We start from the raw sequence: 25,713 nt of genomic DNA on the forward strand, positions 1-25,713 counted from the left end.
TGCGGCTCCTATGCAAGCCAGTCGGGCACCGAATCCAGGCCGATCAGCTCGTCATAGGTCTGGCGCCGGCGCACGACGTGGAAACGGTCGCCGTCGACCAGAACCTCAGGCACAAGTAGGCGGGTGTTGTAGGTGCCGGATTGCACCGCGCCATAGGCGCCGGCGGTGGTGACGGCAATGAGGTCGCCAGACTTGAGCCGGGGCAGGTCACGGTCGAGGCCGAGATAGTCGCCGGTCTCGCAGACCGGGCCGACGACGTCGACCGCCATGCGCGGCGTGTCGGCCGGCGGCTGCACCACCGGCTTGATGTCGTGGAAGGCATCGTAGAGCGTCGGCCGGATCAGATCGTTCATGGCGGCGTCGACGACGAGGAAGTTCTTGGCGTCGCCTTCCTTCACGAATATCACTTCCGAGACCAGGATGCCGGCATTGCCGACGATCAGCCGGCCCGGCTCGAACATCACCTTCACCCCAAGCTTTGTCAGATGCTTCCTGACGATATCGGCATAGGCATCGGGCTGAGGCGGCGGGCTGTTGTCGGTGCGGTAGGGGATGCCGAGGCCGCCGCCGAGATCGACATGCTCGACGGCGTGGCCATCGGCGCGCAGCGCGCCGACCAGTTCCGCCAGAAGCGCGAAAGCATCGTCAAAGGGCTGCAACTCGGTGATCTGGCTGCCGATATGGGTATCGATGCCGATGGGCTTGGTGCCCGGCAAACCGGCCGCGCGGGCATAGACCTGGCGCGCCCTTTGCCATGGAATGCCGAACTTGTTCTCGGCCTTGCCGGTGGAGATCTTCCTGTGCGTCCTGGCGTCGACATCCGGGTTGATGCGCAGCGAGACCGGCGCCACCTTGCCGAGCGCGGTGGCGCGGGCCGACAGCAACTCCAGCTCCGGCTCGGATTCGACATTGAAGCAGAGAATGCCGGCCTCGAGCGCAAAATCCATTTCGCGCGCGGTCTTGCCGACGCCCGAGAATACGATCTTGCTGGCCGGGATGCCGGCGGCGAGCGCGCGGCGCATTTCGCCTTCCGAGACGGTATCGGCGCCGGCGCCGAGCTTTGCCAGCGTCCGCAGCACCGCCTGGTTGGAATTCGCCTTCAAGGCGTAACAGACCAGCGTGTCGAGACCGGCAAAAGCCCCGGCGAACACCCGGTAGTGCCTGGTCAAGGTTGCCGTCGAATAACAATAGAACGGTGTGCCGACGCTTGCGGCGATGTCTGGTATCGCCACGTCCTCGGCATGGAGCACGCCGTCGCGGTAGTCGAAATGGTTCACGAGAGTGTTTCCGGAAGTTGGAGCACGAGACCTGGTTAGCACGAGACCTGGCCAGAAAGACCAAGCCGGTCTCATCGGCTCTAGATCAGCGGGTCGAGGATGAACTTCTTGTCCACGACCGGTTTTTCCGGCTCCGGCGGCACCGGCTGTTTGGCGCGCTCGGCGTCCTTGCGGGCCTGGACGGCCGCTTCATAGGGCGTGTCGAGACCAGCCTTACGGCCGCAAGCGGTCACGGCAGCCATCGCCGTCAGCAGCGTCAGCGTCACCAAAATCCTGCTCGCGGTCATCGATCCATCCGTCCGAAACTTTATGTGCTGCGCTTTTAACCGAGTTTTAGGCGCATTGCACCCCAGCATCATGCCTTGGCGATGCGCTTTTTCCAGCTGCGGATCTGCTTCCTGACCTCCGACGGCGCGGTGCCGCCGAAACTGGTGCGGCTCTTCACCGAATTCTGCACCGCCAGAACCGAGAAGATGTCTGCCGTGATGCCGGGGTTGATCGACTGCAGATCCTCCAGCGACAGCTTTTCAAGGCTCACCTTCTTCTCTTCGGCCAACGCCACCGCGCCGCCGGTGACATGGTGTGCCTCACGGAAGGGCAGGCCCAGCGTGCGCACCAGCCAGTCGGCGAGGTCGGTCGCGGTCGCGTGGCCCGAGCCGGCGGCCTTTTTCATGGCGGCGGCATTGACCGTCATGTCGCGCACCATGCCGGTCATCGCCGCCAGCATCAGATCGAGCGTCTCGGCGGCGTCGAAGACCGATTCCTTGTCTTCCTGCATGTCCTTGCCATAGGTCAGCGGCATGCCCTTCATCACCGTCAGCAGCCCGACGAGATGGCCGGTGACGCGGCCGGTCTTGCCGCGCACCAGTTCGGCGGCGTCCGGGTTCTTCTTCTGCGGCATGATTGAGGAGCCGGTGGAGAAACTGTCCGACAGTCTGACAAAGCCGAATTGCGGCGTCGACCAGATGATGATTTCTTCGGCGAGCCGCGACAGATGCGTGGCGGAGATCGCCACCAGGCTCAAAAACTCCAGCGCGAAATCGCGGTCGGAGACGCTGTCCAACGAATTGCGCATCGGCTCGCGGAAGCCGAGCGCCTTGGCGGTCTTGTGGCGATCGATCGGAAAACTGGTGCCGGCAAGCGCTGCCGCGCCGAGCGGGCTTTCATCCATCCGCTCGATGGCGTCGCGGACGCGCGACAGGTCGCGCGAAAACATCTCGACATAGGCCATGCAATGGTGGCCGAAGGTCACCGGCTGCGCCGCCTGCATGTGGGTGAAGCCGGGCATCACGGTCGCCGCATGCTCCTCGGCGCGATCGAGCAAGGCTGAGATCAGCCCCTTCAGCGCCTCGGCGACGCGAAAGCACTCGTCCTTGACCCAGAGCCGGAGATCCACCGCCACCTGGTCGTTGCGTGACCGCGCCGTGTGCAGGCGGCCGGCGGCCGGGCCGATCAGATCGGCAAGGCGGGCCTCGATGTTCATGTGAATGTCTTCCAGCCGGGTCGAGAACTCGAACGTGCCGGCCTCGATCTCTTTCAGGATCGTGTTCAGCCCGTGAGCGATTTTTTCTTGATCGGCCGCCGAAATAATGCCCGTTTCAGCCAACATCTCGCTGTGGGCGATCGAACCTCTTATGTCTTGGGCATAGAGTTTGCGGTCGAACGAAATCGACGCGTTGATCGCTTCCATGATCGCGGCCGGACCCGAGGCAAAACGTCCGCCCCACATCTGGTTGCTGGCCTTCTTGTCGCTCATGGCTATAACCCGTGTTCCGGAGCAGTCTTAGAAAATGGCAGACGGTAACAGATACTTCCCGGCCCCGCGCCTGATCCTCGCCGCTTTGCTGGCGGGCGTGCTGGCCGGCGCGGTCGCGGTATATGTCAGCGAGAGCGGGTCTGGCAACAACGCAGCCACCGGCAGCGCACCTGCGGCCGGCGCGGGCAACAGCAAGGACGATGTCGCCTGCGCCGCCAAGAGCGACCGCGCCAAAAAGGTTGCCGCCGCGGCCACCGGCCAGGTGGCGGCATTGCTGCCCGCCGATCCGCCGCAATCGCTGAAAAGCCTCGCCTTCAACGGCCCAGACGGCAAGCCGATGACGATCGCCGATCATGTCGGCAAGACCGTGCTGCTCAACCTGTGGGCGACGTGGTGCGCGCCCTGCCGCGCCGAAATGCCGGCGCTCGATACGCTGCAGAAGGAAAAGGGCAGCGATGCCTTCGAAGTGGTCGCGGTCAATGTCGATGCCGGCGACGATGTGAAGCCGAAGAAGTTCCTAGCCGATATCGGCATCGGGTCGCTCGGCTACTACCGCGATTCGACGCTGGCGCTGTTCAACGACGTCAAGACGCGTGGCTTGGCGCTAGGCCTCCCCGTCACCATGCTGATCGACGGCGAAGGCTGCCTGATCGCGCATATGAACGGACCGGCCGAATGGTCGGGACCGGATGCCAAGCGCCTGGTCGAGGCCGCACTCGCCCCTTAGGATGAGCGCAGGGCCGCCGCCGGCGGCAGCATCAAGATGCTGCCGCCGCGTTGTTTGACGCTGGCGTCGTCGTGTGCCGCCGGCGCCGCGACGCCGGTCAGTTCGCTGAACGCCTCGATCGGGCTCGGCCGGCCTAGATAGTAGCCCTGGCCGATCTCGCAGGCCTCGGCGTCGAGGAATTTCAGCTCGCCCAGCGTCTCGACGCCCTCGGCCAGAACCGGCAGGCCGAGACCGCGGCCAAGCCCCAGAACGGCGCGCACGATGGCTGCCACCTGGCCGTTGCTGTCGACTGATTTGATGAATGAGCCGTCGATCTTGATCTTGTCGAAGGGGAAGGCGCGGAGATTGGACAGCGAGGAGTAGCCGGTGCCGAAATCGTCCATCGCCACACGCACGCCAAGCGCCTTCACCTGGCGCAAGGTCGCCAGCGCGCGCGGCATGTCCTTGACCAGCGCCGTTTCGGTGATCTCGAGTTCGAGCCTGCCGGGCGTCAGGCCGGAGCCGAGCAGGACTTCATGCACCTTGCGGCTGAAATTCGGATTGTGGAGCTGCACCGCCGAGACATTGACCGCGACGGTGAGAGGGTTCTTCCAGCGCGCAGCCTCGGCGCAGGCCGTCGCCAGCACCCATTCGCCGATCTGGATGATGACGCCGCTGTCTTCGGCCACCGGGATGAAGGTCGCCGGCGACACGTCGCCGCGCTGTGGATGGCGCCAGCGGATCAGCGCTTCGAACCCGACCATCCGCCCGCAGCTGATCTCCTTTTGTGGCTGGTAGACGAGGCGAAACTCATCGCGCGCCATGGCCTGGCGCAGTTCGTGCTCCATCACGCGCCGGTCTCGCGCCTCGGCGCCCATCGAGGCCTCGAAGTAACGGTAGGTGTCCTTGCCCTCGGCCTTGGCGCGGTAGAGCGCGGTGTCGGCGTGGCTGACCAGGAGTGTCGGCTCATCGGCGTCGAGCGGATAAAGTGCAATGCCGATGCTGGCCGACACCAGCCCGCCACCGACCGACAGCCGGTTTTCCTCGCGCATTGCCGCCAGCACCGCCTCGGCGATGCGGCCGGCCGCCTGCGGATCGGGAAGGTTCGGAGCGATGATGGCGAACTCGTCGCCGCCGAGACGCGCCAGCATCTGTCCGTGGCGGAGCACGGCGGAGGCGCACAGCGCCACCTTCTGCAGCATGGCATCGCCGGCGCCATGCCCGAACAGGTCGTTCACTTCCTTGAAGCGGTCGAGGTCGAGCAGCAGCAGCGCAAGATGCCCACCCTTGCCGCCGCGGTCCATTGCGGCAATTTCGGCCTCGAGCCGGCCGGAGAAACTGCGGCGGTTGGGGAGCCCGGTCAGCGGGTCGAAATGGGCGAGGCGCAGGATCTCCTGCTCGGCCTTCCTGCGTTCGCGGATGTCGCGCACGGCGACCACGCTGTGCCGCTTGCCGCAATAGTCGATGCTTCTAGCGATAAGTTCGACGGGGATGGTGGCGCCGTCATGGGCTCTGAGTTCGGCTTCCTGTGCCTGTCCGCTGCAGTCGGACATGCCGGCCGCGGTGCGTTCGCCGAAGAGGTCGCCAAGCAGCATCGCGTTCAGCACTTCCGGCGCAATGCCGGTGAGTGCCGCGATGCTGTCATTGGCGCTGACGATGCGGGCGCCGTCGCAGACGATCAGCCCCTCGACGGCGGCGTTGGCGAGGCCGTGCATGCGCTCGGCCTCGAGCTTGTGACGCCGGAAGCGAAGGTCGATCCACAATGCTGCGGCTGAAAGCACCAGGATAGCCATGCTGACTGCAGCGGCGGCGAAGGCCTGCGACACCGGTTCGACCGTGAACTGCGATATCTCGATGGAGGAGTCCGGGAAGATCGACACCGCGCCCATGGCGATGAAGTGCAGGCTGCAGATCGCCAGCGTCAACAGGATGGCGGCGGCGATTGTGGCCTGCATGGACGGCCGTCGCAACACGACCAGCAGCGCCAGCGCGGCGAGGGTGACGCCTGTCAGCACCGAGACGCCGACCAGCAGCGGGTTCCAGACGATGCGCCCTTCGACCTCGAAGGCGGCCATGCCGATATAGTGCATGGCGGCGATACCAGCGCCGAGGACCGCGCCGCCGACCAGAGGGTAGTCGATGCCCCGGCGCAAGGTGGCGATCCACATGCCCGCAGCGGTCAGGGCGACGGAACCGGCGAGCGAAAGCGCCGACATTTCCGTATTGTAGGCGTTGGGGATTCCGGGAGAAAAGGCAAGCATTGCGATGAAGTGCGTCGCCCAGATACCGAAGCCGGTGGAAGTGGCTGCTATCATCAGCCAGGTATAGCGGTTGCGCTCGCTCGAGCGGTCGACATGGCGAAGCAGGTTGACCGCCGAGAAGGAAGAAATACCGCAAATGAGCGCTGCCAGTGCGACCAGTCTCAGATCGTGCTCATGCACGATACAATTATAGACCGTCAGCATCTCGCCCCACCTGCTCTCCCACAGCAATCAAGCCGTCCACTTGATTAGTATGCCACGCTTGACGAAGAATCGGTTATGCGAACTACAACTACAGCGGGTTTTTCGGGTTGTACGTTGCGGCGATCCTGTCTCATTCCAGACGCACGGTTACAGCAGCGCCTGGCGCGATGCCGCTCGGCCGATCTCGATCTGGCCGAGCGCCGGTTTGGCGGCCGCACGGTGCAGGTGCGTGGCGCTGTCACGCGGGCCCTTCACGCATCGCTGGGCGGTCGGCGATCCTTGCAGGCCCACCATGCCCCATTCTATCGCTGAGCCGGCTTGGCATTTCTCTCTGTCCTCGTTGCAAGGCGAGGGGGCGCGAAGTTAGCCGGGTATGAAATTCACGAAACAGCAACAAATCCGTTGTCCGATTGTCATCAGCGACACATATTGCGTTCGCGGGAGCGCCCCTTTCGCCAATGACAAACGGGAGATGAAACATGAAGTTGTTCGGCTTTGCGGCCGGTGTTGCCGCCACCTTGACCCTGCTTTCCACCACCTCCGCCTTCGCCGCCACCCAGATCAGTTGGTGGCATGCAATGACCGGCGCCAATGCCGAGGTGGTCGACAAGATCGCCAAGGATTTCAATGCCAGCCAGAGCGACTATGAAATTCTCCCCGTTTTCAAGGGCACCTATCCCGAAACGCTGAATGCCGGCATCGCTGCCTTTCGTGCGGGGCAAGCGCCCGACATCATCCAGGTGTTCGACGTGGGTACCGGCGTCATGATGGCCGCCGAAGGTGCGATCAAGCCGGTGGCCGATGTGCTGACCAGCGCCGGCGTGACCTTCGACAAGAGCCAGTATTTGCCCGGCATCGTCGGCTACTATTCGAAGCCGGACGGGACCATGCTGTCCTTCCCCTATAATTCCTCGTCGCCCATCCTCTACTACAACAAGGATATCTTCCAGAAGGCCGGGCTTGATGTGAACAATCCGCCAAAGACCTGGAACGAGGTGTGGGAAGCCGCCAAGAAGATCAAGGCGAGCGGCGCCGCTTCCTGCGGCTATACCTCGACGTGGTTGACCTGGATCCACCTTGAGGCCTTCGCTGCCTGGAATGACGTTTCCTATGGCACCAACCAGAACGGACTTGCCGGAACTGACGTCGAGCTCAAGATCAATGCGCCGATCTTCGTCAATCATTTCCAGGCGCTCGCCGACCTGGCCAAGGACGGCACCTTCAAATATGGCGGCCGTACATCCGAAGCCAAGCAGATCTTTCTTGCCGGAGAATGCGGCATCTTCACCGAATCGTCGGGGGGTCTCGGTGACATCGTCAAGTCGGGCATGAACTACGGCATCGGCCAGCTTCCCTATGATAGTGACGCCAAGGGCGCGCCCCAGAACACCACGCCGGGCGGCGCCAGCCTGTGGGTGTTCGGCAACAAATCGGACGAGGAATACAAGGGCGTCGCGGCGTTCTTCTCCTACCTGTCCAAGACCGAAGTGCAGGAGTATCTGCATCAGAAGTCGGGTTATCTGCCGGTGACGCTCGCTGCCTATGAGGCGACCAAGAAGTCCGGCTTCTATGACAAGAACCCGGGCCGTGAGACGCCGATCCTGCAGATGCTGGGCAAGGCGCCGACCGAGAACTCGAAGGGCGTGCGCCTCGTCAACCTGCCGCAGGTGCGCGACATCGAGAATGAGGAGTTCGAGAAGATGCTGGCCGGCCAGCAGACTGCGCAGCAGGCGCTCGACAACGCGGTCGCACGCGGCAACAAGGCGATTCAGGAAGCGATCGGAAACTGAAGCGATTGTCAGTTGAACCTCGTCCACGCGGACCCGCGTGGACGATTTCCTGAATAGCGAGGGAATCACCCTGTCTCCACGCGTCGTCTTTCCCAACAAGACCCTGCCTTACCTGCTGGTGGCGCCGCAACTCGCCATTACGCTGATCTTTTTCTACTGGCCGACCGGGCAGGCGCTCTACCAGTCGATGCTTAGGGAAGACCCGTTCGGGCTGAAGAGCAAGTTCGTCGGGCTCGCCAATTTTCGCAAGGTGCTGGCCGACCCGGCCTACCTCAACTCGATCAAAGTTACGCTGGTGTTCTCTCTGGCGACCGCGATGGTCGCCATGGGTGTGGCCCTGTTGCTTGCCGTCATGGCCGAGAAGGTGGTGCGCGGCAAAGGCCTTTATCGCACGCTGCTGATCTGGCCGTATGCGGTGGCGCCGGCGATTGCCGGCATGTTGTGGCTGTTTCTGTTCAACCCCTCGATCGGTTCGCTGGCCTACGCCTTGAGAGGTCTCGGCATCGCCTGGGATCCCTTGCTTAACGGAAACCAAGCCATGATCCTGCTGGTATCTGCGGCTGCCTGGAAGCAGATCAGCTACAATTTCCTGTTCTTCGTCGCCGGGCTGCAGGCGGTGCCGAAGACGTTGATAGAGGCGGCGGCCATGGACGGCGCCGGGGAGACGAAGCGCTTCTGGACCATCGTCTTCCCGCTGCTCGCACCGACGACCTTCTTCCTGCTGGTCGTCAACACTGTCTATGCGCTGTTCGACACTTTCGGTATCGTTCATGCCGTCACCGGCGGCGGGCCAGGCAAGGCCACCGAGACGCTGGTCTACAAGGTCTACAATGACGGTTTCGTCAATTTGATCCTCGGCGATTCGGCCGCGCAGTCGGTCATCCTGATGGTCATCGTCATCTCACTCACGGCCATCCAGTTCCGCTATGTGGAACGCAAAGTCCACTACGGTTGAGCGCGAGCGATGATTGGTCAGTCCCCGCTTCGCGCCCTCATCGCCCACGCCGTGCTCATCCTGGGCATCCTGATCGTCGCTTTCCCGATCTACTACACCTTCGTTGCCTCCACGCAGACGCTGCAGACCATCCTCAAGCCGCCATTGCCTCTTTTGCCCGGCGACCAGGTCTGGAACAATTACAGCGAGGCGCTGTTCGGCGGTGTCGGCCGCATCGGCGGCGTCAGTGTCGGCCGATTGCTGCTCAACACCACGATCATGGCGCTCGGCATCGCGGTGGGGAAGATTTTCATCTCGATCCTTTCGGCCTATGCGATCGTGTTCTTCCGTTTTCCGCTTCGGATGGTCTTCTTCTGGCTGATCTTCATCACGCTGATGCTTCCCGTCGAGGTGCGCATCCTGCCGACCTACAAGGTGATGGTCGATCTCGGCATGATCGACACCTATGCCGGCCTGATCATTCCGCTGATCGCCTCGGCCACCGCCACGCTTCTGTTTCGCCAGTTCTTCATGACCATCCCAGGTGAGTTGGTGGAAGCGGCGCGTGTCGACGGCGCCGGACCATGGCGCTTCTTTTTCGACATCCTGCTGCCGCTGTCGCGCACCAACATCGCGGCGCTGTTCGTCATCCTCTTCATTTATGGATGGACGCAGTACCTGTGGCCGCTGCTCGTCACCAACAGCAATGACATGAACACCATCGTCATCGCACTTAGAAAGATGGTCTCCTTCGCCGATGCCGATACCCAATGGCATCTGGTCATGGTCACCGCGATGCTGGCCATCCTGCCGCCGATCCTGATCGTGGTGCTGATGCAACGCTGGTTCGTGCGCGGACTGGTCGATACCGAAAAGTGAGAAGCTGATGGCGACCGTCGATCTGAAGGATGTGAAGAAAGCCTATCCCGGCGGCGTCGAGGCGGTGAGGGGTGTCTCGATCGCCATTCCCGACAAGGAGCTTTGCGTTCTGGTTGGGCCGTCCGGCTGCGGCAAGTCCACGCTGCTGCGGATGATCGCCGGGCTTGAGACCATTTCTTCCGGCACCGTCGCCATCGACGGCAAGATCGTCAACACGATCGGTCCGACCGAGCGCGACATCGCCATGGTGTTCCAGAACTATGCGCTCTACCCGCATATGAAGGTCTACGACAACATGGCCTACGGATTGCGCAACCGGGGTACTCCCAAGGACGAGATCGACAGCAGGGTTCGCTCGACCGCCAAGGTGCTGGAACTCACGGCGCTGCTCGACCGGCGCCCACGCGAGCTTTCCGGCGGCCAGCGCCAGCGCGTGGCCATGGGTCGCGCAATCGTGCGCAATCCAAAAGTCTTCCTGTTCGACGAACCGCTTTCCAACCTGGACGCCAAACTGCGCGGCCAGATGCGGGTCGAAATCAAGAATTTGCAGCGCTCGCTCGGTGTCACCTCGGTCTACGTCACCCATGACCAGCTTGAGGCGATGACGCTGGCCGATATTCTCGTCGTCATGAATGGCGGATTGGTCGAGCAGACGGGCGCGCCGCTCGACATCTACGAGAAGCCAGCCTCGACCTTCGTCGCTTCCTTCATCGGCGCACCGCCGATGAACCTTCTGCCTCTTTCGCAAGGACCGGCTGGTCCAGCGCTGACCGATGGCAAGGCGATTGACTTTGCGCCTGCGAAGGCCGCCACGCTTGGCTTCCGTCCCGAGGATGCCGACGTCACCTTCGGTGCCGAGGCACCGTCCGGCGCGCTTATTCTGCCTGCGGCGGTCGAGGCGGTCGAACCTGTGGGAGCCGAAAGCTTTCTTCACTGTGCCGCCGGCGGCAACCGCATCGTCGTGCGTGTGGCCGGCCGCGCCACGGCCAAACCCGGCGATCAACTGCGCGTCGTGGCCAGGGCCGAGAAGCTGCATTGGTTCGACAATGCTGGGAAACGAGTCGATTGACGCAGCCGCTCGCGCCAATCCGACGCATCGGCAGTTCAGGCGAAGACATGCGCCTTGCCGGAAACTGTCAGACGCACGATCTCGCCGACGGCAGGCGCGTCGATTCCCGGCTTGCGTAAGGTCAGCGGTGTGCTGCCGATCGCCGCGGCGTCCGGCGGATCGGGGTTGTTCAACAGCCGCACGGCAATGGTGCACATCGAGCCTGCGAATTCCGAGTCCGTCACCTCGGCGAATATCGTGCCCGCAGGACCCGACATGCCTTCGCGCGACGTGCGCTTCACCTGCACCTGCTCCGGTCGCAGCATGATGCGGGCGATGTCGCGCCGCTCCTTCGAGTCGACGGCTATGCGACCAAGCGAGGAGGTGGCGAAGCCGCCTGAAATCTTTGCCGGCAAGATGATGGCGTCGCCAAGAAACTCGGCAACCATGCGGTCTTTCGGCTGCAGATAGAGTTCTCGAGGTGTGCCGATCTGAGAGAACTTTCCGTCGCGCATGACCGCCACCTGGCTGGCGAAGGACAGCGCCTCGGCCTGGTCGTGGGTGACCAGGATGGTGGTGATGCCGGCGGCTTCGAGTAGTTCGGCGACCGCCTTGCGCATCGAGGCGCGCAGACCGGTGTCGAGCGCCGAGAACGGTTCGTCGAGAAGCATCAGCCTGGGCTTCATCGCCATGGCGCGGGCCAGCGCCACGCGCTGCTGCTGGCCGCCGGAGAGCTGGTGCGGGCGGCGCTTGAGGATCGCCTTGTCCAGCCCGACGGTATAGGCGAGCTCGGCGATGCGCTCGGCGCGCTGGTCCTCGCCGCGGGCCATGCCAAAGCCGATATTGTCGCCGATGCTGAGATGCGGGAACAGGGCGCCATCCTGCGCCACCAGGCCGATGCCGCGGCGGTGCGCCGGCACCGCATGGCCGCCATTGGCCAGCACCTCGCCGTCGAGCACGACGCGGCCCTGGTCGGGCGCCTCGAAGCCGGCGATCAGCCGCAGCAACGTCGTCTTGCCGCAGCCGGACGGGCCGACGATCGCGGTGCGACTGCCGCTTGCGGCGCTGAGCTCGATGCCGGCAAGGGCTGCGACCGGGCCGTAGTGCTTGGTGAGGCCACTGATTTCGAGAAAGCTCATCGCCCGGCCATCCGTTTCGACTGGACATAGAGCAGCCAGGTCAGCGGCAGCGACATCGCCACCATGATGAAGGCGTAAGGGGCGGCGGAGGCATAGTCGATCTCGCCGCTGTAGGACCAGAACGCCATGGCCAGCGTGCGCGTGCCGTTGGGCGCCAGCATCTGGGTGGCGGTCAGCTCGTTCATGATGCCGAGCGCGACCAGCGCCATGCCGGCCGCAGCCCCCGGCGCCGACAGGCGAATCGTTGTCGACCAAAGCGCCTTCAGCGGCGGCCGGCCAAGGCTGGCGGCGGCGCGTTCGAGCTCGACCGGCGCCTGTGCGATCGAGGCTCTGAGGCTGATCAAGGCGCGCGGCAGGAACATCAGGGCATAGGCGACCAGGATTGTGAACAGCGTCTGGTAGAGCGGCATGGCGATGCGCACGGTAATGGTGACCAAGGCCAGCGCGATGACCACGCCGGGCAGCGAACCGACAATGTAGTTGCAGCCTTCGAGCAGCCGCTGCAGCGGTCCCGGCGCGCGGATCGAGATCCAGGCCATCGGCATGGCGGCGATGGTCGCAAGCAAGGCGCCGGCCAGCGCCAGGAACAGCGTCTGGCCCAGCGCCAGGCCGATCTCGTCCAAACGCCAGACATCGGCGCCGCCGGCGACCAGCCAGCGGCCGATGGTGACGAAGGGCACGCCGATGGCGAGCAGCGTGGTGACGGCAGGCAGAGCCAGGCAAGCCAGCGTGGCGCGCCCGAGCCTCGAGCGCTGCCGGTGGCGCGCCGCGCCTGAGCCGACGCGGGCATAGCGCTCTTCGCCGCGCACCAGCACCTCCAGAGCGAGCAGCACGAAGCAGCATGTCACCAGGACGCCGGCCAGCATGTTGGCGGCGGGGCCGTTGAAGGTCGACTGGAACTGGTCGACGATCGCGGTGGTGAAAGTGTCGAAGCGGATGAAGACATAGAGGCCATATTCGGCAAGCAGATGAAGTCCAACCAGCAGCGCACCGCCGCAAATGGCGAGCCTGAGCTGCGGCAGCACGACGCGCCAAAACACGCGCCATGGTCCGAGGCCAAGCGCTGCGGCCGCATCTTCCAGGGCGGGATCCAGCCGGCGCAATGCGGCCGCTAGTGGCAAATAGAGGAATGGGAAATAGGCAAGGACCGACACCAGCACGCCGGCCCACAGGCCATGCAGTCCCGGCACCAGGGTAATCCAGGCATAGGAGTGCACGAAGGCGGGGATGGCAAGCGGCGCTACCGACAGCCAGGCCCAGAGGCGGGCGCCTGGCAGGTCGCTGCGCTCGGTCAGCCATGCCAGCGTCACCGACAGCACGGTGGCGATCGGCACGGTGAGCGCCACCAGAAGCACGGTGTTGACCAGAAGTTCGCCGACGCGCGGCCGGAAGACCAGGGCCGAAGCAGTGTCCCAGCCGATCTGCACACCGATCCAGATGATGAACGCCAGCGGCAGCAGCGACAGCAGCGAGACAATTATGGCGGCAAGCGCGATCCAGGACATGGGCTTCCGGCGGGACCGCCCGACTGTCTGGCCTGAACGTGCGAGATCGACCGCAGTTTGCATCAGCTCGACCGCGCCACTGCCGCCGGGGCGGGGGCGCCGCAGGCGCGGCCGGAAACGCAATGTGTCGTCATGGACAATGCCATCTCGAAAACAGAGCGCTCCTGCGGAAAGTCCGGCAGGAGCGCAATCGTTGCCCTTTTAGGACGAACCCAGCCTAAAGCAAGCCGGCTGCCGTCATCAGGTCCGTCACCTTTTTGGAGTTCAGTGTCGCCGGATCGACCTTCGGCGCCTGCAGGTCGGCCAGCGGCACCAGCTTGGGATTGGACTGCGCGTCCTTGCCGATAGCGTATTCGAAGGACGTGCCGGTCTTCAGCACGTCCTGGCCGCCTTTCCCGGTCACCCATTTGAGGAACGCCTGGGCTTCCTTCGGGTGTTTGCTCGAGGCGAGCACGCCGCCGCCGGAGATCGAGACGAAAGCGCCGGGATCCTGGTTCTTGAAATAATGCAGTTCGACGTTCTTGCTGTTTTCGCCGGTCTTTGCCTGATCGCCGAAATAGTAATAGTGGTAGATGATTCCGCCTTCGATCTCGCCGGCATTGACCGCCTTCATCACCGTGCCGTTGCCCTTGTAGGCGGTGAAATTCTCCTTCATGGCCTTCAGCCAGTCGGCGGTTGCGGCTTCGCCCTTGAGCTCGAGCAGCGCGCTGACGATGGCCTGAAAATCGGCGCCGGAAGGCGAGGCTGCCCAGCGGCCTTTCCAGGCGGGATCGGCGAGATCGAGCATCGATTTGGGCAGCTTTTCGGCCGTGAGCTTGGTCTTGTTGTAGGCAAAGACGGTGCTGCGCGCCGCGACACCCACCCATTTGCCGCTGCTCGGCTGGAATTCGGCCGGGACTTGCGCCAGCGTGTCGGCGTCGACCGGCGCGAAAAGGCCCGCCGCTTCGACCAGAGTCATGGCCGGCGAGTTCTCGGTCAGGAACACGTCGGCCGGCGAAGAAGCGCCCTCGGCGACGATCTGGTTGGAGAAATCGCTGTCGCCGCCATTGCGCAGCGTGACCTTGATGCCGGTTTCCTTGGTGAAACCTTCGACCCATTCCTTGGCCAGGCTCTCATGCTGGGCGTTGTAGACGATGATGCCGGCATCCGCGGCCATCGCCGGCCCGGCGATCATGCTCACGGCCAGCGCTGTGGCCCCCGCTAGGGTGGAGAGCGTGTATCTCATGGCGTCATCCTCAATCTCGGTGGTTCTGGTTTCGCAGGTTGCACCTATCGATACCTGACAGCAGTAGTCAACATTGCTCGGCTGCTTCAATCGGTCGCCGCTCCCGCAAACTTTCGTGATTTTGCGGCACTTTGGCTTGGACATCATTTCGCCGGACACGTAACAAATCGGTGCCGAGGCGCGAAGATCGGGGAGTGAACTCTTGTGAGCGGCAAGGATGAGGCCGAGCTTTCCCGGCTGATGCGGGCCGCGATCGCGGGAGATGAAAGGGCCTACGCCGACTTTTTGCACCGGATCGCCGCGCTGGTTCGCGGCTTTGCGAGGCGCAAGATCGTACAGGGCGGGGTCGATCCCGAGGATGTCGTGCAGGAAACCTTGCTGGCCATTCATGTGAAACGGCATACCTGGCGCCAGGACGCGCCGGTGTTGCCATGGATCTATGCGATAGCCCGCTTCAAGCTGGTCGATGCTTTCCGGCGGCGCGGACGGCGCATCGAAATCGAGATCGACGAGATCGCCGAGACCTTTGCCGAGCCGGAAACCGAGACCGTCAGCGAACGCGACATCAACCGGGCGCTGGACGGACTGCCGGCTGCGCAGCGTTCCGTCGTTTCTTCGATCTCGGTCGACGGCCGCTCCATCGGCGAGACGGCGGCCAGGCTCGGCGTCAGCGAGACGGCGGTGCGGGTGTCGCTGCATCGCGGGCTTGCCGCGATCGCCAAGCGATTTGGGCAGGGGCGCTTCGGGCGGCAGTGACATGAGGACGGAGGATCTCATCAAGGCACTCGACGCCGACACAAGCAGCAAGGCGATGCCGCTGCGCTCGGCCTGGTTGATGGCGGCGGCAGCCGCGGCGGTGATCGCGGCTCTGGTCTTCTTTCTCACCATCGGCCCGCGTCCCGACATCATGACCGCCATGCACACGATGCGGTTCCTGGCGAAGTTCGTGTTCACCATCGTGCTCGCCGTCACCGCCTTTGGCCTGGTCCGGGCGTTGTCGACGCCGGGCGCTTCGACGGCGAGAGCTGCGGCCTGGATACTGGCGGCGCCGCTGCTGGTGGCCGTGGCGGTGGCTCTCGAACTGTTCATGGTGCCGGAGCCGATGTGGAGCACGCGCATGGTCGGCTCCAACATGATGATCTGCATGGGGTTCATCCCGCTGATCGGCATCGGCCCGCTTGCCGTCTTCCTGTGGATGCTGCGCTATGGCGCGCCGACGCGGCCGGTGTTGGCCGGGGCGGTCGCGGGACTGCTCGCCGGCGGCCTGGCGGCGACCTTCTACGCCGCGCACTGCTTCGACGATTCGCCGCTTTTCGTCGCCACCTGGTACACGCTCGCCATCGCCGTCCTCGCCGGTCTGGGCGCGCTCGGGGGACGGTTCTTCGTGCGCTGGTGACCGGGCCGTTCAAGATCGCCCAATAATCACCGATCCTTAATCATGCCGGCAATTGTTTGCGGGTTCACCGTGTTGCCGGTGGCTCCGGCGCAACCTTTCCTTAAAATCGATCATCCAGTGTTTTTTGCAGAAATGTGTTGCGCATGGGGTGGCATGCACAGTGATGCGGCGAGAGCGAAAAAGCCTGCGGGCTGACAGTCACGTGGCTTTGGTGCTTGCGGCCGGAGGGCTTTGCGCTGCCGTGGTCGCGCTCCTGCTGTCGCGGCTCGATGTCAGCGCCGAAGTGCTGAAGCTATGCCTGCAGATATCGGTGCCGGTCGCCGCCGTGGCGCTGATTCTCGCCGCCCTGTTCATTTACCGGATACTGGACGATCGCCGGCAGATCGCCGAAAGCGAGCAGCGTTTCCGCCGCGCCATGGAGGATTCGGCGATCGGCATCGCCATTGTCGGCCTCGACGGCCGCATCCACGAAACCAACCCGGCCTTCGCCGCCATGCTCGGCTACAGCAAGCAGGAGATCGAGGCGCTGACCTTCTTTCAGATCACCCATCCCGACGATGTGCAGATCGGCCGTGAGACGATGGACGGCATGCGAGCGGGCACCGTCAACGCCTTCCACTTCGAAAAGCGCTACCTCAGGAAGGACGGCACGCCGGTATGGGCCCATCTTGCCGGTTCCGTCATTCGCGACGAGAAGAGCGGCAGCCCGCTCTACCTGGTCTCGCAGATCGAGGATATCGATGCGCGCAAGCAATCCGAGGCGCGCATAGCCGAGGCCGAAACGCGCTGGAATTTTGCCCTGGCCAGCGCCGGACAAGGCGTCTGGGACCTCGACATGCGCAAGGGTGGCACCACCTACTCCGCCACCTGGGTGAAGATGCTGGGCTATGCCGATGGCGAGCTGGACGGCGACCCCGACCGCTGGCTGGCGATGATCCACCCCGGCGATCGCGAAAACGTGGCCGAAGCCGATCGTGCCCATCTGGAGGGCAGGACACCGTTCTTCGAAGCCGAGTTCCGGATGCGCCACAAGGATGGCCACTGGGTCTGGATCCTTGATCGCGGCAAGACGCTCGAACGCGACAAGGACGGAAGGTTGGTCAGGGCCATCGGCAGCCTGACCGACATCACCCAGCGCAAGCAAACCGAGGAAAGCCTCATCGTATCGGCGGCAATGCTGGCCGACGAGAAGGAGCGGCTGAGGGTGACGCTGCAGTCGATCGGCGACGCCGTCATCTGCACCGATGCCGCAAACCGCATCACCTTCATGAACCCTGTCGCCGAAAAGCTCACCGGCGTTGTTGGCGCAGAGGCGCTCGGCAAGACGCTTGGCCATGTCTACTGGGCGGTGGACGAAGAAACCGGGCAAAGGATCGGCATGACGCGGCCGGCGCTCGGCAGCGCCAGCCCTGCCGACCAGAACAGTCGCGCCGTCCTCATCCGTCGCGACGACACGCGCTGCAGCATCCGCCAGGTGGTGTCGCCGATCATGAACGACCGCCAGGAGTTCTGCGGCCTGGTCATCGTCTTCCAAGACTTCACAGATGCGCGCGCCTTGCAGCGCCAACTCGCCTATGCCGCGGCGCATGATGCGCTGACTGGCCTTGCCAACCGTTCGAGCTTTATCCGCACCATGGAGGAACTGGTCGACCGGAGCCGCAAGGCCGGCACAGCCAGGCCGGCGGGCGAACATCATTTCATGTTCATCGATCTAGACCATTTCAAGCTGGTCAACGACACTGGCGGGCACGCCGCCGGCGACGCCTTGCTGAAGCGGGTTGCCGAGGCCATTCGCGGTGCGCTTGGGCCGGAGGATATCGTGGCCCGCCTCGGCGGCGACGAATTCGCGGTCATCCTGAAAGCCGGGCCGAGCGCCGGCGCCAGGATTGCCGCACGCTCGGTCATCGACGCCATCCGCGGCCTGCAGTTCAGCTGGGACGGCCGGCCGCATGCGATCGATGCCAGCATCGGGCTGGCGCCAATCCACAGCAACAGCGGTGAAGTCGACGAGATCATCGCCCGGGCCGATGCTGCCTGCTATGCGGCCAAGGCCGCCGGCCGCGGCTGTGTTTCCGTGGCGCCTGACGATACCGGGTCAAGAGGCCAAGCAGAGCCGCCGCTTGCAGCGGCGTCCTGAGGGAGCACGGAACTTTCGTTCTGGTGGTTAGCGCGTCGGAACCGGATGCTCGCCGCGATAGTCGTAGAAGCCGCGCCCGGTCTTGCGGCCGAGCCAGCCGGCCTCGACATATTTCACCAGCAGCGGGCAGGGGCGATATTTCGAATCCGACAGGCCGTCATGCAGCACCTGCATGATCGACAGGCAGGTGTCGAGGCCGATGAAATCGGCGAGCTGCAGCGGTCCCATCGGATGGTTGGCGCCGAGCCGCATGGCGGTGTCGATGGCATCGACCGAGCCGACCCCCTCATAGAGCGTGTAGATCGCCTCGTTGATCATCGGCAACAGAATGCGGTTGACGATGAAGGCCGGAAAATCTTCAGAGACGGTGATCGTCTTGTCGAGCTGTTTCACATAGGCCTTGGCCGCCTCGAAGGTCTGATCCTCGGTAGCGATGCCGCGCACCAGTTCGACCAGCTTCATTAGCGGCACGGGGTTCATGAAATGTATGCCGATAAAACGCTCGGGACGGTCGGTCTGCGCCGCAAGCCGGGTGATCGAAATCGACGAGGTGTTGGTCGCCAGAATGGCTTCCGGGTTGAGCTGGGGACAGAGCTGCGCGTAAATCTTGCGCTTGACCGTCTCGTCCTCGGTCGCCGCCTCGATCACCAGATCGGCACCGGCGAGATCAGCCATGGTGGGGGCTGCGGAAATGCGCGCCATCGCTTCGTTACGCAGCTTTTCCTCAAGCTTGCCGGAGCCGACCTGGCGGGCCATGTTGCCGCTGACCGTGGCAATACCCTTCTCGATACGGTCGGGCGAGACGTCGTAGATCAGCACCTTGAAACCCGAAAGTGCTGATACATGCGCGATGCCGCCGCCCATCTGGCCGGCGCCGATGATGCCGATCGTCTCGATCTTGGCCATTTGCAGCGATCCCGTCGAAAAGGCCTTTGCGGCCTGCTTTTTGTGCAGTGCAAACTAAAAGGGTGGGGCAGCTTCGTCTACCCCACCCTTTCACAATTTAATACGCTTTGGCAGAAAGCGTCAAAGCGCCTTTTGCAGTTCCGGCAGGATGACGAACAGGTCGCCGACCAGGCCATAATCGGCAACCTGGAAGATCGGCGCCTCTTCGTCCTTGTTGATGGCGACGATGACCTTCGAATCCTTCATGCCGGCAAGGTGCTGGATGGCGCCGGAAATGCCGACGGCAATATAGAGGTCAGGCGCCACGACCTTGCCGGTCTGGCCGACCTGCCAGTCATTCGGGGCGTAGCCGGCGTCGACGGCAGCGCGCGAGGCGCCGACGGCTGCACCGAGCTTGTCGGCGACCGGCAGGATGACTTCCTGGAACTTTTCCGAGGAACCGAGCGCGCGGCCGCCCGAAATGATGATCTTGGCCGAGGTCAGCTCCGGACGGTCGGTTTCCGAGAGTTTGTTCTCGACGAAAGTGGAGAGGCCGGGATTGGCCGCGGCCTTGACCGTCTCGACAGCTGCCGAGCCGCCCTCCGGGGCAGCCTGGAAGGAGGCGGTGCGCACAGTGATGACCTTCTTGGCGTCGCTCGACTGCACCGTCTGGATGGCGTTGCCGGCATAGATCGGCCGTTTGAACGTGTCTGGTGAAACCACTTCGATGATCTCGGAGACTTGCGCGACATCGAGCAGGGCCGCCACGCGCGGCGCGACATTCTTGCCCGACGAGGTCGCCGGCGCGATTATGGTGTCGTAGGCGCCGGCCAGCGAGACAACGAGTGCGGCGAGCGGTTCGGCGAGGCGCTCGGCCAGTTCGACGGCCTCGGCCAGCAGCACCTTGCTCACGCCCTCGAGCTTGGCAGCGGCGTCGGCCGCGCCCTTGGCGCCTTTGCCGGCGACCAGCACATGCACGTCCGAACCGATCTGCAGCGCCGCCGAGAGCGCCTTCGCGGTCTGGTCGGAAAGGCTGGCGTTGTCGTGTTCTGCGATGAGGAGAATGGTCATTTTATCTGTTCCTTCCAGTCTCAGAGCACGCCGGCTTCGTTCTTGAGCTTGTCGACCAGTTCGGCGACACTGTTGACCTTCACGCCCGCCTTGCGGCCGCTGGGCTCCTCGGTCTTGAGCACCTTCAGGCGCGGCTTGACGTCGGCGCCGTAATCGGCCGGGCTCTTTTCGTCGAGCGGCTTCTTCTTGGCCTTCATGATGTTGGGCAGCGAGGCATAGCGCGGCTGGTTGAGGCGAAGATCGGCGGTGATGATCGCCGGCATCTTCAGTTCCACCGTCTGCAGGCCGCCGTCGACTTCGCGCGTCACCTTGGCCTTGTCGCCGTCGATCACGACCTTGGAGGCGAAAGTGCCCTGTGCCCAGCCGAGCAGGGCGGCCAGCATCTGGCCGGTCTGGTTCGAGTCATCATCGATCGCCTGCTTGCCGAGGATCACGAGACCGGGCTGTTCGGCGTCAACGACGCCCTTCAGCACCTTGGCGACGCCGAGCGGCTCGGTCTGCTCGTCGGTCTTGACCAGGATGGCGCGGTCGGCGCCCATGGCGAGCGCGGTGCGGAGCGTTTCCTGCGCCTGCTGCGGGCCGACCGAAACGACGATGATCTCTTCGGCCTTGCCGGCTTCCTTCAGCCGGAGCGCCTCTTCCACCGCGATCTCGTCGAACGGGTTCATCGCCATCTTGACGTTGGCGAGTTCCACCGCCGAACCATCGGCCTTGACGCGAACCTTGACGTTCGCATCCACAACCCGCTTCACGGGCACAAGGATCTTCATTGTCTGTCACCTCTCCTGAGATATCCGGGCGCGCTATAGCAGCGTGCGCCTCCGCAGAGTTGTCGAAAGCCGACATTCCTGACTGAATTCCGGCCAAACGGAATCCTGGCCGGACGAATTCTGGTCTTCTGCCGCCTAGCGGTGGCGCTCTCCGTAGTTGTGGCGACGCAACACGTCAATATGCCACGGCAGCGGCCAAACCACCCAAATCGGTTCACTTGTGACCGGAAGCGCCACCCCGGCCCCAACGCGTCTCAGGTTGCACGGGAGCGGGACCGGCTGGCGCCGGCCCAGTAGAAGCGGCTGGCTGATCGGCGGGTTGCGGCTCGCCGTCGCCACCGGCGAGCAGCGGCACGCCGCGGCTGCGCATAATGAGCACCAGCACGCCACCGGCAATGATGCCGCCAATATGGCAGGCCCAGGATATCTGGTTTTCGCCGCCGGCGGCAAACATCACCACCTGGAAGCCGATCCACAGGATCAGCGGGATGAAGGCCGGGATACGCAGCGGAATCCGGGCAAAGACCAGCACCCACACTTTCACCCGGGGGTAGAGGACCAGATAGGCGGCGACGACGCCGGCAATGGCGCCGGAGGCACCGATCAGCGGAACCTCCGAACTCCAGGCGACGAGCCCCTGGAAGAAGGCGCCGGCGATGGCGCAAAGCAGGTAGAAGATGAGGTAGCGGATGTGGCCGAGTGCGTCCTCGACATTATCGCCGAACACCCACAGGAACAGCATGTTGCCGCCGAGATGAAAGATATCGGCATGCAGGAAGGCATAGGTAAGGTAACTCAGGCTCTCGGGAATGACGACGAATTGGGGCGAGAGTTCTGCCGTGTCGTGGACAACCGAAGGAATGAAGCCGAAGCCGAGCACGGCTGCGTTGTTGAAATTTTCGCCGCCGATCGTGGTGATGAGAAACACAAGCGCGTTGACCGCGATCAGGCCGATCGTCACATATTGCAGCCGGATGTGGCGCAACCTGTTGGAGTCGTAAAGCGGGATGAACATGCCCCAAGCCCTTTCCCGCCTTCGAAAATTCAGCGGTTCTTGCCGGGCACCCATAACACGTCGGCATTTCCGTTGTCATTGACCGCACGAGCGGCGACGAACAGAAAGTCCGAGACGCGGTTTATGTATTTCAGCCCCTCGCGATTGACATGTTCGGCCGGGTCCTGCGCCAGCGCCACCATGATCCGCTCGGCCCGTCGCGCCACGGTGCGGGCAAGATGAAGTGCTGCCGCCGCCGGCGTGCCGCCATTGAGCACGAAGGATTTGAGCGGCTGCAGATCCTTGTTGAGAAGGTCGATATCCTTTTCGACGCGGTCGGTCTGCGAGGCGATGATGCGCAGCGGCTCGTAGCCCAGCGGCTTGCCGTCGTCGGGCACGGCGAGATCGGCGCCGAGGTCGAACAAATCGTTCTGGATGCGGGACAGCATGGCGTCGATGGCGGGATAACTTGCCGCTGTGTGCAGGCGGGCGATACCGATGCAGGCATTGGCTTCATCGACGGTGCCGTAGGCATCGACGCGCAGGTCGGATTTCAGCCTGCGTTCACCGGTGCCGAGGCCAGTGGTGCCGTCATCGCCGGTGCGGGTGTAGATCTTGTTGAGCTTGACCACGTCGCCTCCCGAACGGCCGTCACTTGCGGGTGAAATACACCACGAGCAGGATCAGTGCCAACGCCAGCGCCTGCAGCAGCACGCGTGCCTGCATCAGCTTGTTCGAGCTCACACCGGAGCCGCCGCGCATCATGTTGATGAGGCCGCGGACAAGCACGATCACCACGGCGACCATGACGAGGACGAGGAGGACTTTGATGACGGTTGCCATGATCTGTTCCCAGTTCTGTTGCGATCAGGCGCGTCCGGCCAGAACGCGGTAGAGCATCGATGCCGGCAGGATGCGCTTGAGCATCACGCCGATCCTGGCCGGCACTGTTACCACATAGTGCGGGCGCGGGCGCCGCGACAGAAGAGCATGGCGCAAGGCCGCATAGACCACCTCCGGCCCCTTTTTCAGCGGCGATGAACTGCCGCCGGCCCGAAGCCGCGCCAGTTGCGCGGCATAGGCGACGTGGTGGACGGAATTCTCGTGGTCGATGTTCTTCAGGAACCAGAACAGCCCGTTGCTGGCGATTTTCGAGGTCACCGGCCCCGGTTCGATCAGCGAGACATGGATGCCGCTGCCCCTGAGTTCCTGCTGCATGCACAGCATCAGGCCTTCGATCGCGTGCTTGGAGGCTGAGTAGGCGCCGCGAAAAGGCACCGGCGCGAGCCCAAGGATCGAGGAACAATGAACGAGGCGGCCATGTCCCTGGCGACGCATTACCGGTACGATGCGTCGGGTGAGGTCGTGCCAGCCGAAGAAATTGGCCTCGAACTGCTCGCGCAATGCCGCAACCGGCAGGTCTTCCACAGCGCCGGGCTGTGCATGGGCGCCGTTGTTGAACAGGGCGTCGAGGCGTCCGCCTGTCCGCTCCTGCACCGAGCCCACAAGGGCTTCGATAGAGTCCGGCTCACGGTAATCGAGGTAAAACGCCTCGATGCCGTCGGCTTCAAGTGCGGCTATGTCATCCGGCTTGCGCGCCGTTGCAAACACGCGCCAGCCATCCGCCTTCAGCGCACGGGCGCAGTAGGCGCCTATCCCGGACGAGGCGCCGGTGACGATGATGGTGCGCAACTCTTTGGCAGGCGGCATCGTGGTTTGAGCAAGGGTTGCCATTTGCCACAATCCCTTCCCATATTCGCGGCGTCGAGACAATCGAAGGGAACGCGGCTCTTGATGCGGAATATCGTCGTGCTGCGCCGCGTGCTCTATGACGCGCTTGGCCATTTCAACACCGATGACGGCTGGGCCATGGCCAGCCATCTGGCGATCACTTCGCTCATGGCGCTGTTCCCGTTCCTGATCTTCGCCACCACGCTGGCGAGCTTCCTCGGCGCGCAGGCGTTCGCCGATACTGCCGTGCACCTGGTCTTCGACACCTGGCCCGAACAGATCGCCAAGCCTATCGCGCGCGAGGTGCTCAACGTGCTGACCGTGCGGCGCACCGATCTTTTGACCTACGGCGTGCTTCTGGCGGCCTATTTCGCCTCCAACGGCATCGAGGCGCTGCGCACCTCGCTCAACCGCGCCTACCGCGTCGCCGAAACGCGCGGCATCATCTACCGCCGGGTGCAGAGCATTTTCTTCGTGCTGATCGCGACGGCCGGTTTCCTGGCGATCAGCGTGCTCCTGGTCTTTGCGCCTTTGCTGGCGCGGCTGGCGGAAGCTCATTTCGAGTGGATCAAACCCTATACGGGCACGATCACGCTGTGGCGCTACGTCATCGCCTCAACCGTCATCATTGGTGGCTTGTTTGCCGTCCACTACTGGCTGCCGGCGGGCAAGCGCCGCTTTGTCTCGCTGGTGCCTGGCATCATCTTCACTCTGGCTGCGTGGCTTGTCGGCTCGACGATGTTCGCGACCTACCTCGACCATTTCTCGTCCTATGTGACGACCTATGCCGGCCTCGCCTCGATCATGATCGCCGTGGTTTTCCTCTATATGCTGTCGGCGATCTTCATCCTCGGCGGCGAACTCAATGCGGCGATCAGCCGCTTTCTCGAAGCGCGCGCACGGGTCGGCAGCTAGGTTTTGGCTGGCCGAGCCGTGGCCAGCCCGACGCCGAGCGTCGCGATTGCCATGCCGACGATCTGCACGAGGCTGAGCTGTTCGCCGAACAGCGCCCAGGCGATGACAGCGGTGACGGCCGGCACCAGGTAGAACAGCGACGCGACCTTCGACATCTCGCCGTCGCGGATCATCACCATCAGCAGGAAGATGGCGCCGATCGACAGCACCAGGACCAGCCAGGCCATGGCGAAGATCAGTTCGCCGTTGATGATCACCGTGTGGGTCTCCAGTGCCAGCGAAGCCAGGATCATCAGCGAGCCGCCGCCGATATATTGCCACATCGTCGCCGCCACCAGGTCGCCGCCCGAGGCATAGCGCTTCTGCCAGATGGTCCCGGCGCTCATGCCCAGCACCGAGACCAGCGACGCCGCCAGGGTTTCGGGCGTAACGCCGCCGCCGAGCGCGCCGAGCTTCGGCCACAGCACGATGATCACCCCCACAAGCCCGACGGCAAGGCCGGCCCAGTGGCGCGGCAGGATGGCCTCGCCGAGGAACCGGCCGGCAAGCACGGCGGTGATCAGTGGCTGCAGGCCGACGATCAGCGCCGAAAGCCCAGCGGGCATGCCCCTGTGGATCGCCCAGAACACGGCGCCGAGATAGATGCCATGCATGAGGATGCCGGCGACCGTGGCGTGAAGCGCTTCTGCCCTTGTGGCTCGCTTTGAGCCAAGCACGAGCATCAGCCCGGCAAGCAGCAAGGCGGCGATGACAAAGCGGGCTGCCAGAAAGGTGAAGGGCTCCGCCCAGGGCATGGCGTAGCGCGCGCCGATGAAACCTGTCGCCCACAGGACGACAAACGAGGCGGGGATGAACCGCTTGAGACTGTGCATTTTCGGGGAAGCCGTTTCCGGTGGAGAGGTCCGATTCGGTGAAGAGACAAATACGGCAATTGCTCTAATGCGGTTCAATCCGGCAAGCAAAGCGAAACAATTGGTACATAAGCTCATCCTGATGTAGGAGGTGGCCGAATTCAAAGGGCGGCGTCAGGGCAATCGACTTCTGTCGATCGATCCGGCGACATGGCGTTTTGGCTTCGACAGGGAGCGCG

Annotated in this window: 25 protein-coding genes; 9 read left to right on the plus strand and 16 right to left on the minus strand. The window is 63.7% G+C overall.

The window, feature by feature from the left end; all coding sequences use genetic code 11:
• Positions 1 to 8: 8 nt before the first annotated feature.
• From lysA to argH, 3 genes are all read right to left on the minus strand, one after another.
• On the minus strand, positions 9 to 1,277 hold the full coding sequence (gene lysA, locus ACYG9R_RS14735; protein WP_023824698.1) for a diaminopimelate decarboxylase: 1,269 nt from the start codon (positions 1,275 to 1,277) through the stop codon (positions 9 to 11).
• A gap of 80 nt (positions 1,278 to 1,357) precedes the next feature.
• Positions 1,358 to 1,564, minus strand: coding sequence for a hypothetical protein (locus tag ACYG9R_RS14740; protein ID WP_023673325.1), 207 nt, complete (start codon positions 1,562 to 1,564; stop codon positions 1,358 to 1,360).
• Positions 1,565 to 1,632: 68 nt separating this feature from the next.
• On the minus strand, positions 1,633 to 3,033 hold the full coding sequence (argH, locus tag ACYG9R_RS14745) for an argininosuccinate lyase (protein ID WP_023824697.1): 1,401 nt from the start codon (positions 3,031 to 3,033) through the stop codon (positions 1,633 to 1,635).
• Between the two features lie 34 nt (positions 3,034 to 3,067).
• Here argH and tlpA point away from each other — a divergent pair, with 34 nt between their 5' ends.
• Positions 3,068 to 3,760, plus strand: coding sequence for a thiol:disulfide interchange protein TlpA (gene tlpA, locus ACYG9R_RS14750; RefSeq protein ID WP_023824696.1), 693 nt, complete (start codon positions 3,068 to 3,070; stop codon positions 3,758 to 3,760).
• Here the strand turns inward: tlpA and ACYG9R_RS14755 are convergent.
• Positions 3,757 to 6,204, minus strand: a complete 2,448-nt coding sequence (locus tag ACYG9R_RS14755; RefSeq protein ID WP_023824695.1) for a bifunctional diguanylate cyclase/phosphodiesterase — start codon at positions 6,202 to 6,204, stop codon at positions 3,757 to 3,759. The two genes, tlpA and ACYG9R_RS14755, sit on opposite strands and share 4 nt — an antisense overlap.
• Before the next feature lie 147 nt (positions 6,205 to 6,351).
• A complete protein-coding gene (locus ACYG9R_RS14760; protein WP_023685332.1) occupies positions 6,352 to 6,498 on the minus strand; it encodes a hypothetical protein in 147 nt (48 codons plus the stop codon).
• Positions 6,499 to 6,683: 185 nt separating this feature from the next.
• Between ACYG9R_RS14760 and ugpB the strand changes: the two genes are divergently transcribed.
• The 4 genes from ugpB (at position 6,684) to ACYG9R_RS14780 (ending at position 10,876) form a co-directional block, all read left to right on the plus strand.
• Positions 6,684 to 7,994, plus strand: coding sequence for a sn-glycerol-3-phosphate ABC transporter substrate-binding protein UgpB (gene ugpB / locus ACYG9R_RS14765; protein WP_023685331.1), 1,311 nt, complete (start codon positions 6,684 to 6,686; stop codon positions 7,992 to 7,994).
• Between the two features lie 70 nt (positions 7,995 to 8,064).
• Positions 8,065 to 8,949 carry a sn-glycerol-3-phosphate ABC transporter permease UgpA gene (gene ugpA / locus ACYG9R_RS14770; protein ID WP_023685330.1) on the plus strand — a complete coding sequence of 295 codons (885 nt, stop codon included), beginning with the start codon at positions 8,065 to 8,067 and terminating at the stop codon, positions 8,947 to 8,949.
• Positions 8,950 to 8,958: 9 nt separating this feature from the next.
• Positions 8,959 to 9,807, plus strand: a complete 849-nt coding sequence (ugpE, locus tag ACYG9R_RS14775) for a sn-glycerol-3-phosphate ABC transporter permease UgpE (protein WP_023694018.1) — start codon at positions 8,959 to 8,961, stop codon at positions 9,805 to 9,807.
• A gap of 7 nt (positions 9,808 to 9,814) precedes the next feature.
• The gene (locus ACYG9R_RS14780) at positions 9,815 to 10,876 is read left to right on the plus strand and encodes a sn-glycerol-3-phosphate import ATP-binding protein UgpC (protein ID WP_023824694.1); all 1,062 of its coding nucleotides are present in this window, start codon (positions 9,815 to 9,817) and stop codon (positions 10,874 to 10,876) included.
• Between the two features lie 35 nt (positions 10,877 to 10,911).
• On the opposite strand, the gene ACYG9R_RS14785 is transcribed toward ACYG9R_RS14780, so the two are convergent.
• The 3 genes from ACYG9R_RS14785 to ACYG9R_RS14795 form a co-directional block, all read right to left on the minus strand.
• The gene (locus tag ACYG9R_RS14785; RefSeq protein WP_023686694.1) at positions 10,912 to 11,994 is read right to left on the minus strand and encodes an ABC transporter ATP-binding protein; all 1,083 of its coding nucleotides are present in this window, start codon (positions 11,992 to 11,994) and stop codon (positions 10,912 to 10,914) included.
• On the minus strand, positions 11,991 to 13,562 hold the full coding sequence (locus ACYG9R_RS14790) for an ABC transporter permease (protein WP_023824693.1): 1,572 nt from the start codon (positions 13,560 to 13,562) through the stop codon (positions 11,991 to 11,993). The genes ACYG9R_RS14785 and ACYG9R_RS14790 overlap by 4 nt, the downstream gene beginning before the upstream one ends.
• 154 nt (positions 13,563 to 13,716) lie before the next feature.
• A complete protein-coding gene (locus ACYG9R_RS14795; protein ID WP_023698702.1) occupies positions 13,717 to 14,724 on the minus strand; it encodes an iron ABC transporter substrate-binding protein in 1,008 nt (335 codons plus the stop codon).
• A 204-nt stretch (positions 14,725 to 14,928) separates the two neighbouring features.
• Between ACYG9R_RS14795 and ACYG9R_RS14800 the strand changes: the two genes are divergently transcribed.
• The 3 genes from ACYG9R_RS14800 (at position 14,929) to ACYG9R_RS14810 (ending at position 18,257) form a co-directional block, all read left to right on the plus strand.
• Positions 14,929 to 15,480, plus strand: coding sequence for a sigma-70 family RNA polymerase sigma factor (locus ACYG9R_RS14800; protein ID WP_023824692.1), 552 nt, complete (start codon positions 14,929 to 14,931; stop codon positions 15,478 to 15,480).
• A 1-nt stretch (position 15,481) separates the two neighbouring features.
• On the plus strand, positions 15,482 to 16,120 hold the full coding sequence (locus ACYG9R_RS14805; protein ID WP_023824691.1) for an NrsF family protein: 639 nt from the start codon (positions 15,482 to 15,484) through the stop codon (positions 16,118 to 16,120).
• 202 nt (positions 16,121 to 16,322) lie between these two features.
• Positions 16,323 to 18,257: a PAS domain S-box protein gene (locus tag ACYG9R_RS14810; RefSeq protein ID WP_050590548.1), complete on the plus strand. Its 1,935-nt coding sequence runs from the start codon at positions 16,323 to 16,325 to the stop codon at positions 18,255 to 18,257.
• A gap of 27 nt (positions 18,258 to 18,284) precedes the next feature.
• Here ACYG9R_RS14810 and ACYG9R_RS14815 read toward each other — a convergent pair whose 3' ends face one another.
• The 7 genes from ACYG9R_RS14815 to ACYG9R_RS14845 all read right to left on the minus strand — a co-directional run bounded on the left by ACYG9R_RS14815 (position 18,285) and on the right by ACYG9R_RS14845 (position 23,711).
• Positions 18,285 to 19,163 (minus strand): 3-hydroxybutyryl-CoA dehydrogenase, encoded by an 879-nt coding sequence (locus ACYG9R_RS14815; RefSeq protein ID WP_023671668.1) that lies wholly within the window; start codon positions 19,161 to 19,163, stop codon positions 18,285 to 18,287.
• Between the two features lie 120 nt (positions 19,164 to 19,283).
• Positions 19,284 to 20,213 carry an electron transfer flavoprotein subunit alpha/FixB family protein gene (locus ACYG9R_RS14820; protein WP_023824689.1) on the minus strand — a complete coding sequence of 310 codons (930 nt, stop codon included), beginning with the start codon at positions 20,211 to 20,213 and terminating at the stop codon, positions 19,284 to 19,286.
• Between the two features lie 20 nt (positions 20,214 to 20,233).
• On the minus strand, positions 20,234 to 20,983 hold the full coding sequence (locus tag ACYG9R_RS14825) for an electron transfer flavoprotein subunit beta/FixA family protein (protein WP_023685322.1): 750 nt from the start codon (positions 20,981 to 20,983) through the stop codon (positions 20,234 to 20,236).
• A 214-nt stretch (positions 20,984 to 21,197) separates the two neighbouring features.
• On the minus strand, positions 21,198 to 21,998 hold the full coding sequence (locus ACYG9R_RS14830; RefSeq protein ID WP_023685321.1) for a rhomboid family intramembrane serine protease: 801 nt from the start codon (positions 21,996 to 21,998) through the stop codon (positions 21,198 to 21,200).
• Between the two features lie 29 nt (positions 21,999 to 22,027).
• Positions 22,028 to 22,609: a cob(I)yrinic acid a,c-diamide adenosyltransferase gene (locus tag ACYG9R_RS14835; protein ID WP_023671672.1), complete on the minus strand. Its 582-nt coding sequence runs from the start codon at positions 22,607 to 22,609 to the stop codon at positions 22,028 to 22,030.
• Between the two features lie 19 nt (positions 22,610 to 22,628).
• On the minus strand, positions 22,629 to 22,820 hold the full coding sequence (locus ACYG9R_RS14840; RefSeq protein ID WP_023671673.1) for a twin transmembrane helix small protein: 192 nt from the start codon (positions 22,818 to 22,820) through the stop codon (positions 22,629 to 22,631).
• 24 nt (positions 22,821 to 22,844) lie between these two features.
• Positions 22,845 to 23,711, minus strand: coding sequence for an SDR family oxidoreductase (locus tag ACYG9R_RS14845; protein ID WP_081726921.1), 867 nt, complete (start codon positions 23,709 to 23,711; stop codon positions 22,845 to 22,847).
• A gap of 60 nt (positions 23,712 to 23,771) precedes the next feature.
• Between ACYG9R_RS14845 and ACYG9R_RS14850 the strand changes: the two genes are divergently transcribed.
• On the plus strand, positions 23,772 to 24,623 hold the full coding sequence (locus ACYG9R_RS14850; RefSeq protein ID WP_023671675.1) for a YihY/virulence factor BrkB family protein: 852 nt from the start codon (positions 23,772 to 23,774) through the stop codon (positions 24,621 to 24,623).
• On the opposite strand, the gene ACYG9R_RS14855 is transcribed toward ACYG9R_RS14850, so the two are convergent.
• Positions 24,620 to 25,495, minus strand: a complete 876-nt coding sequence (locus ACYG9R_RS14855; RefSeq protein WP_031199678.1) for a DMT family transporter — start codon at positions 25,493 to 25,495, stop codon at positions 24,620 to 24,622. The two genes, ACYG9R_RS14850 and ACYG9R_RS14855, sit on opposite strands and share 4 nt — an antisense overlap.
• Positions 25,496 to 25,713: the final 218 nt, after the last annotated feature.

The organism is Mesorhizobium sp. RSR565B, from assembly GCF_054719465.1.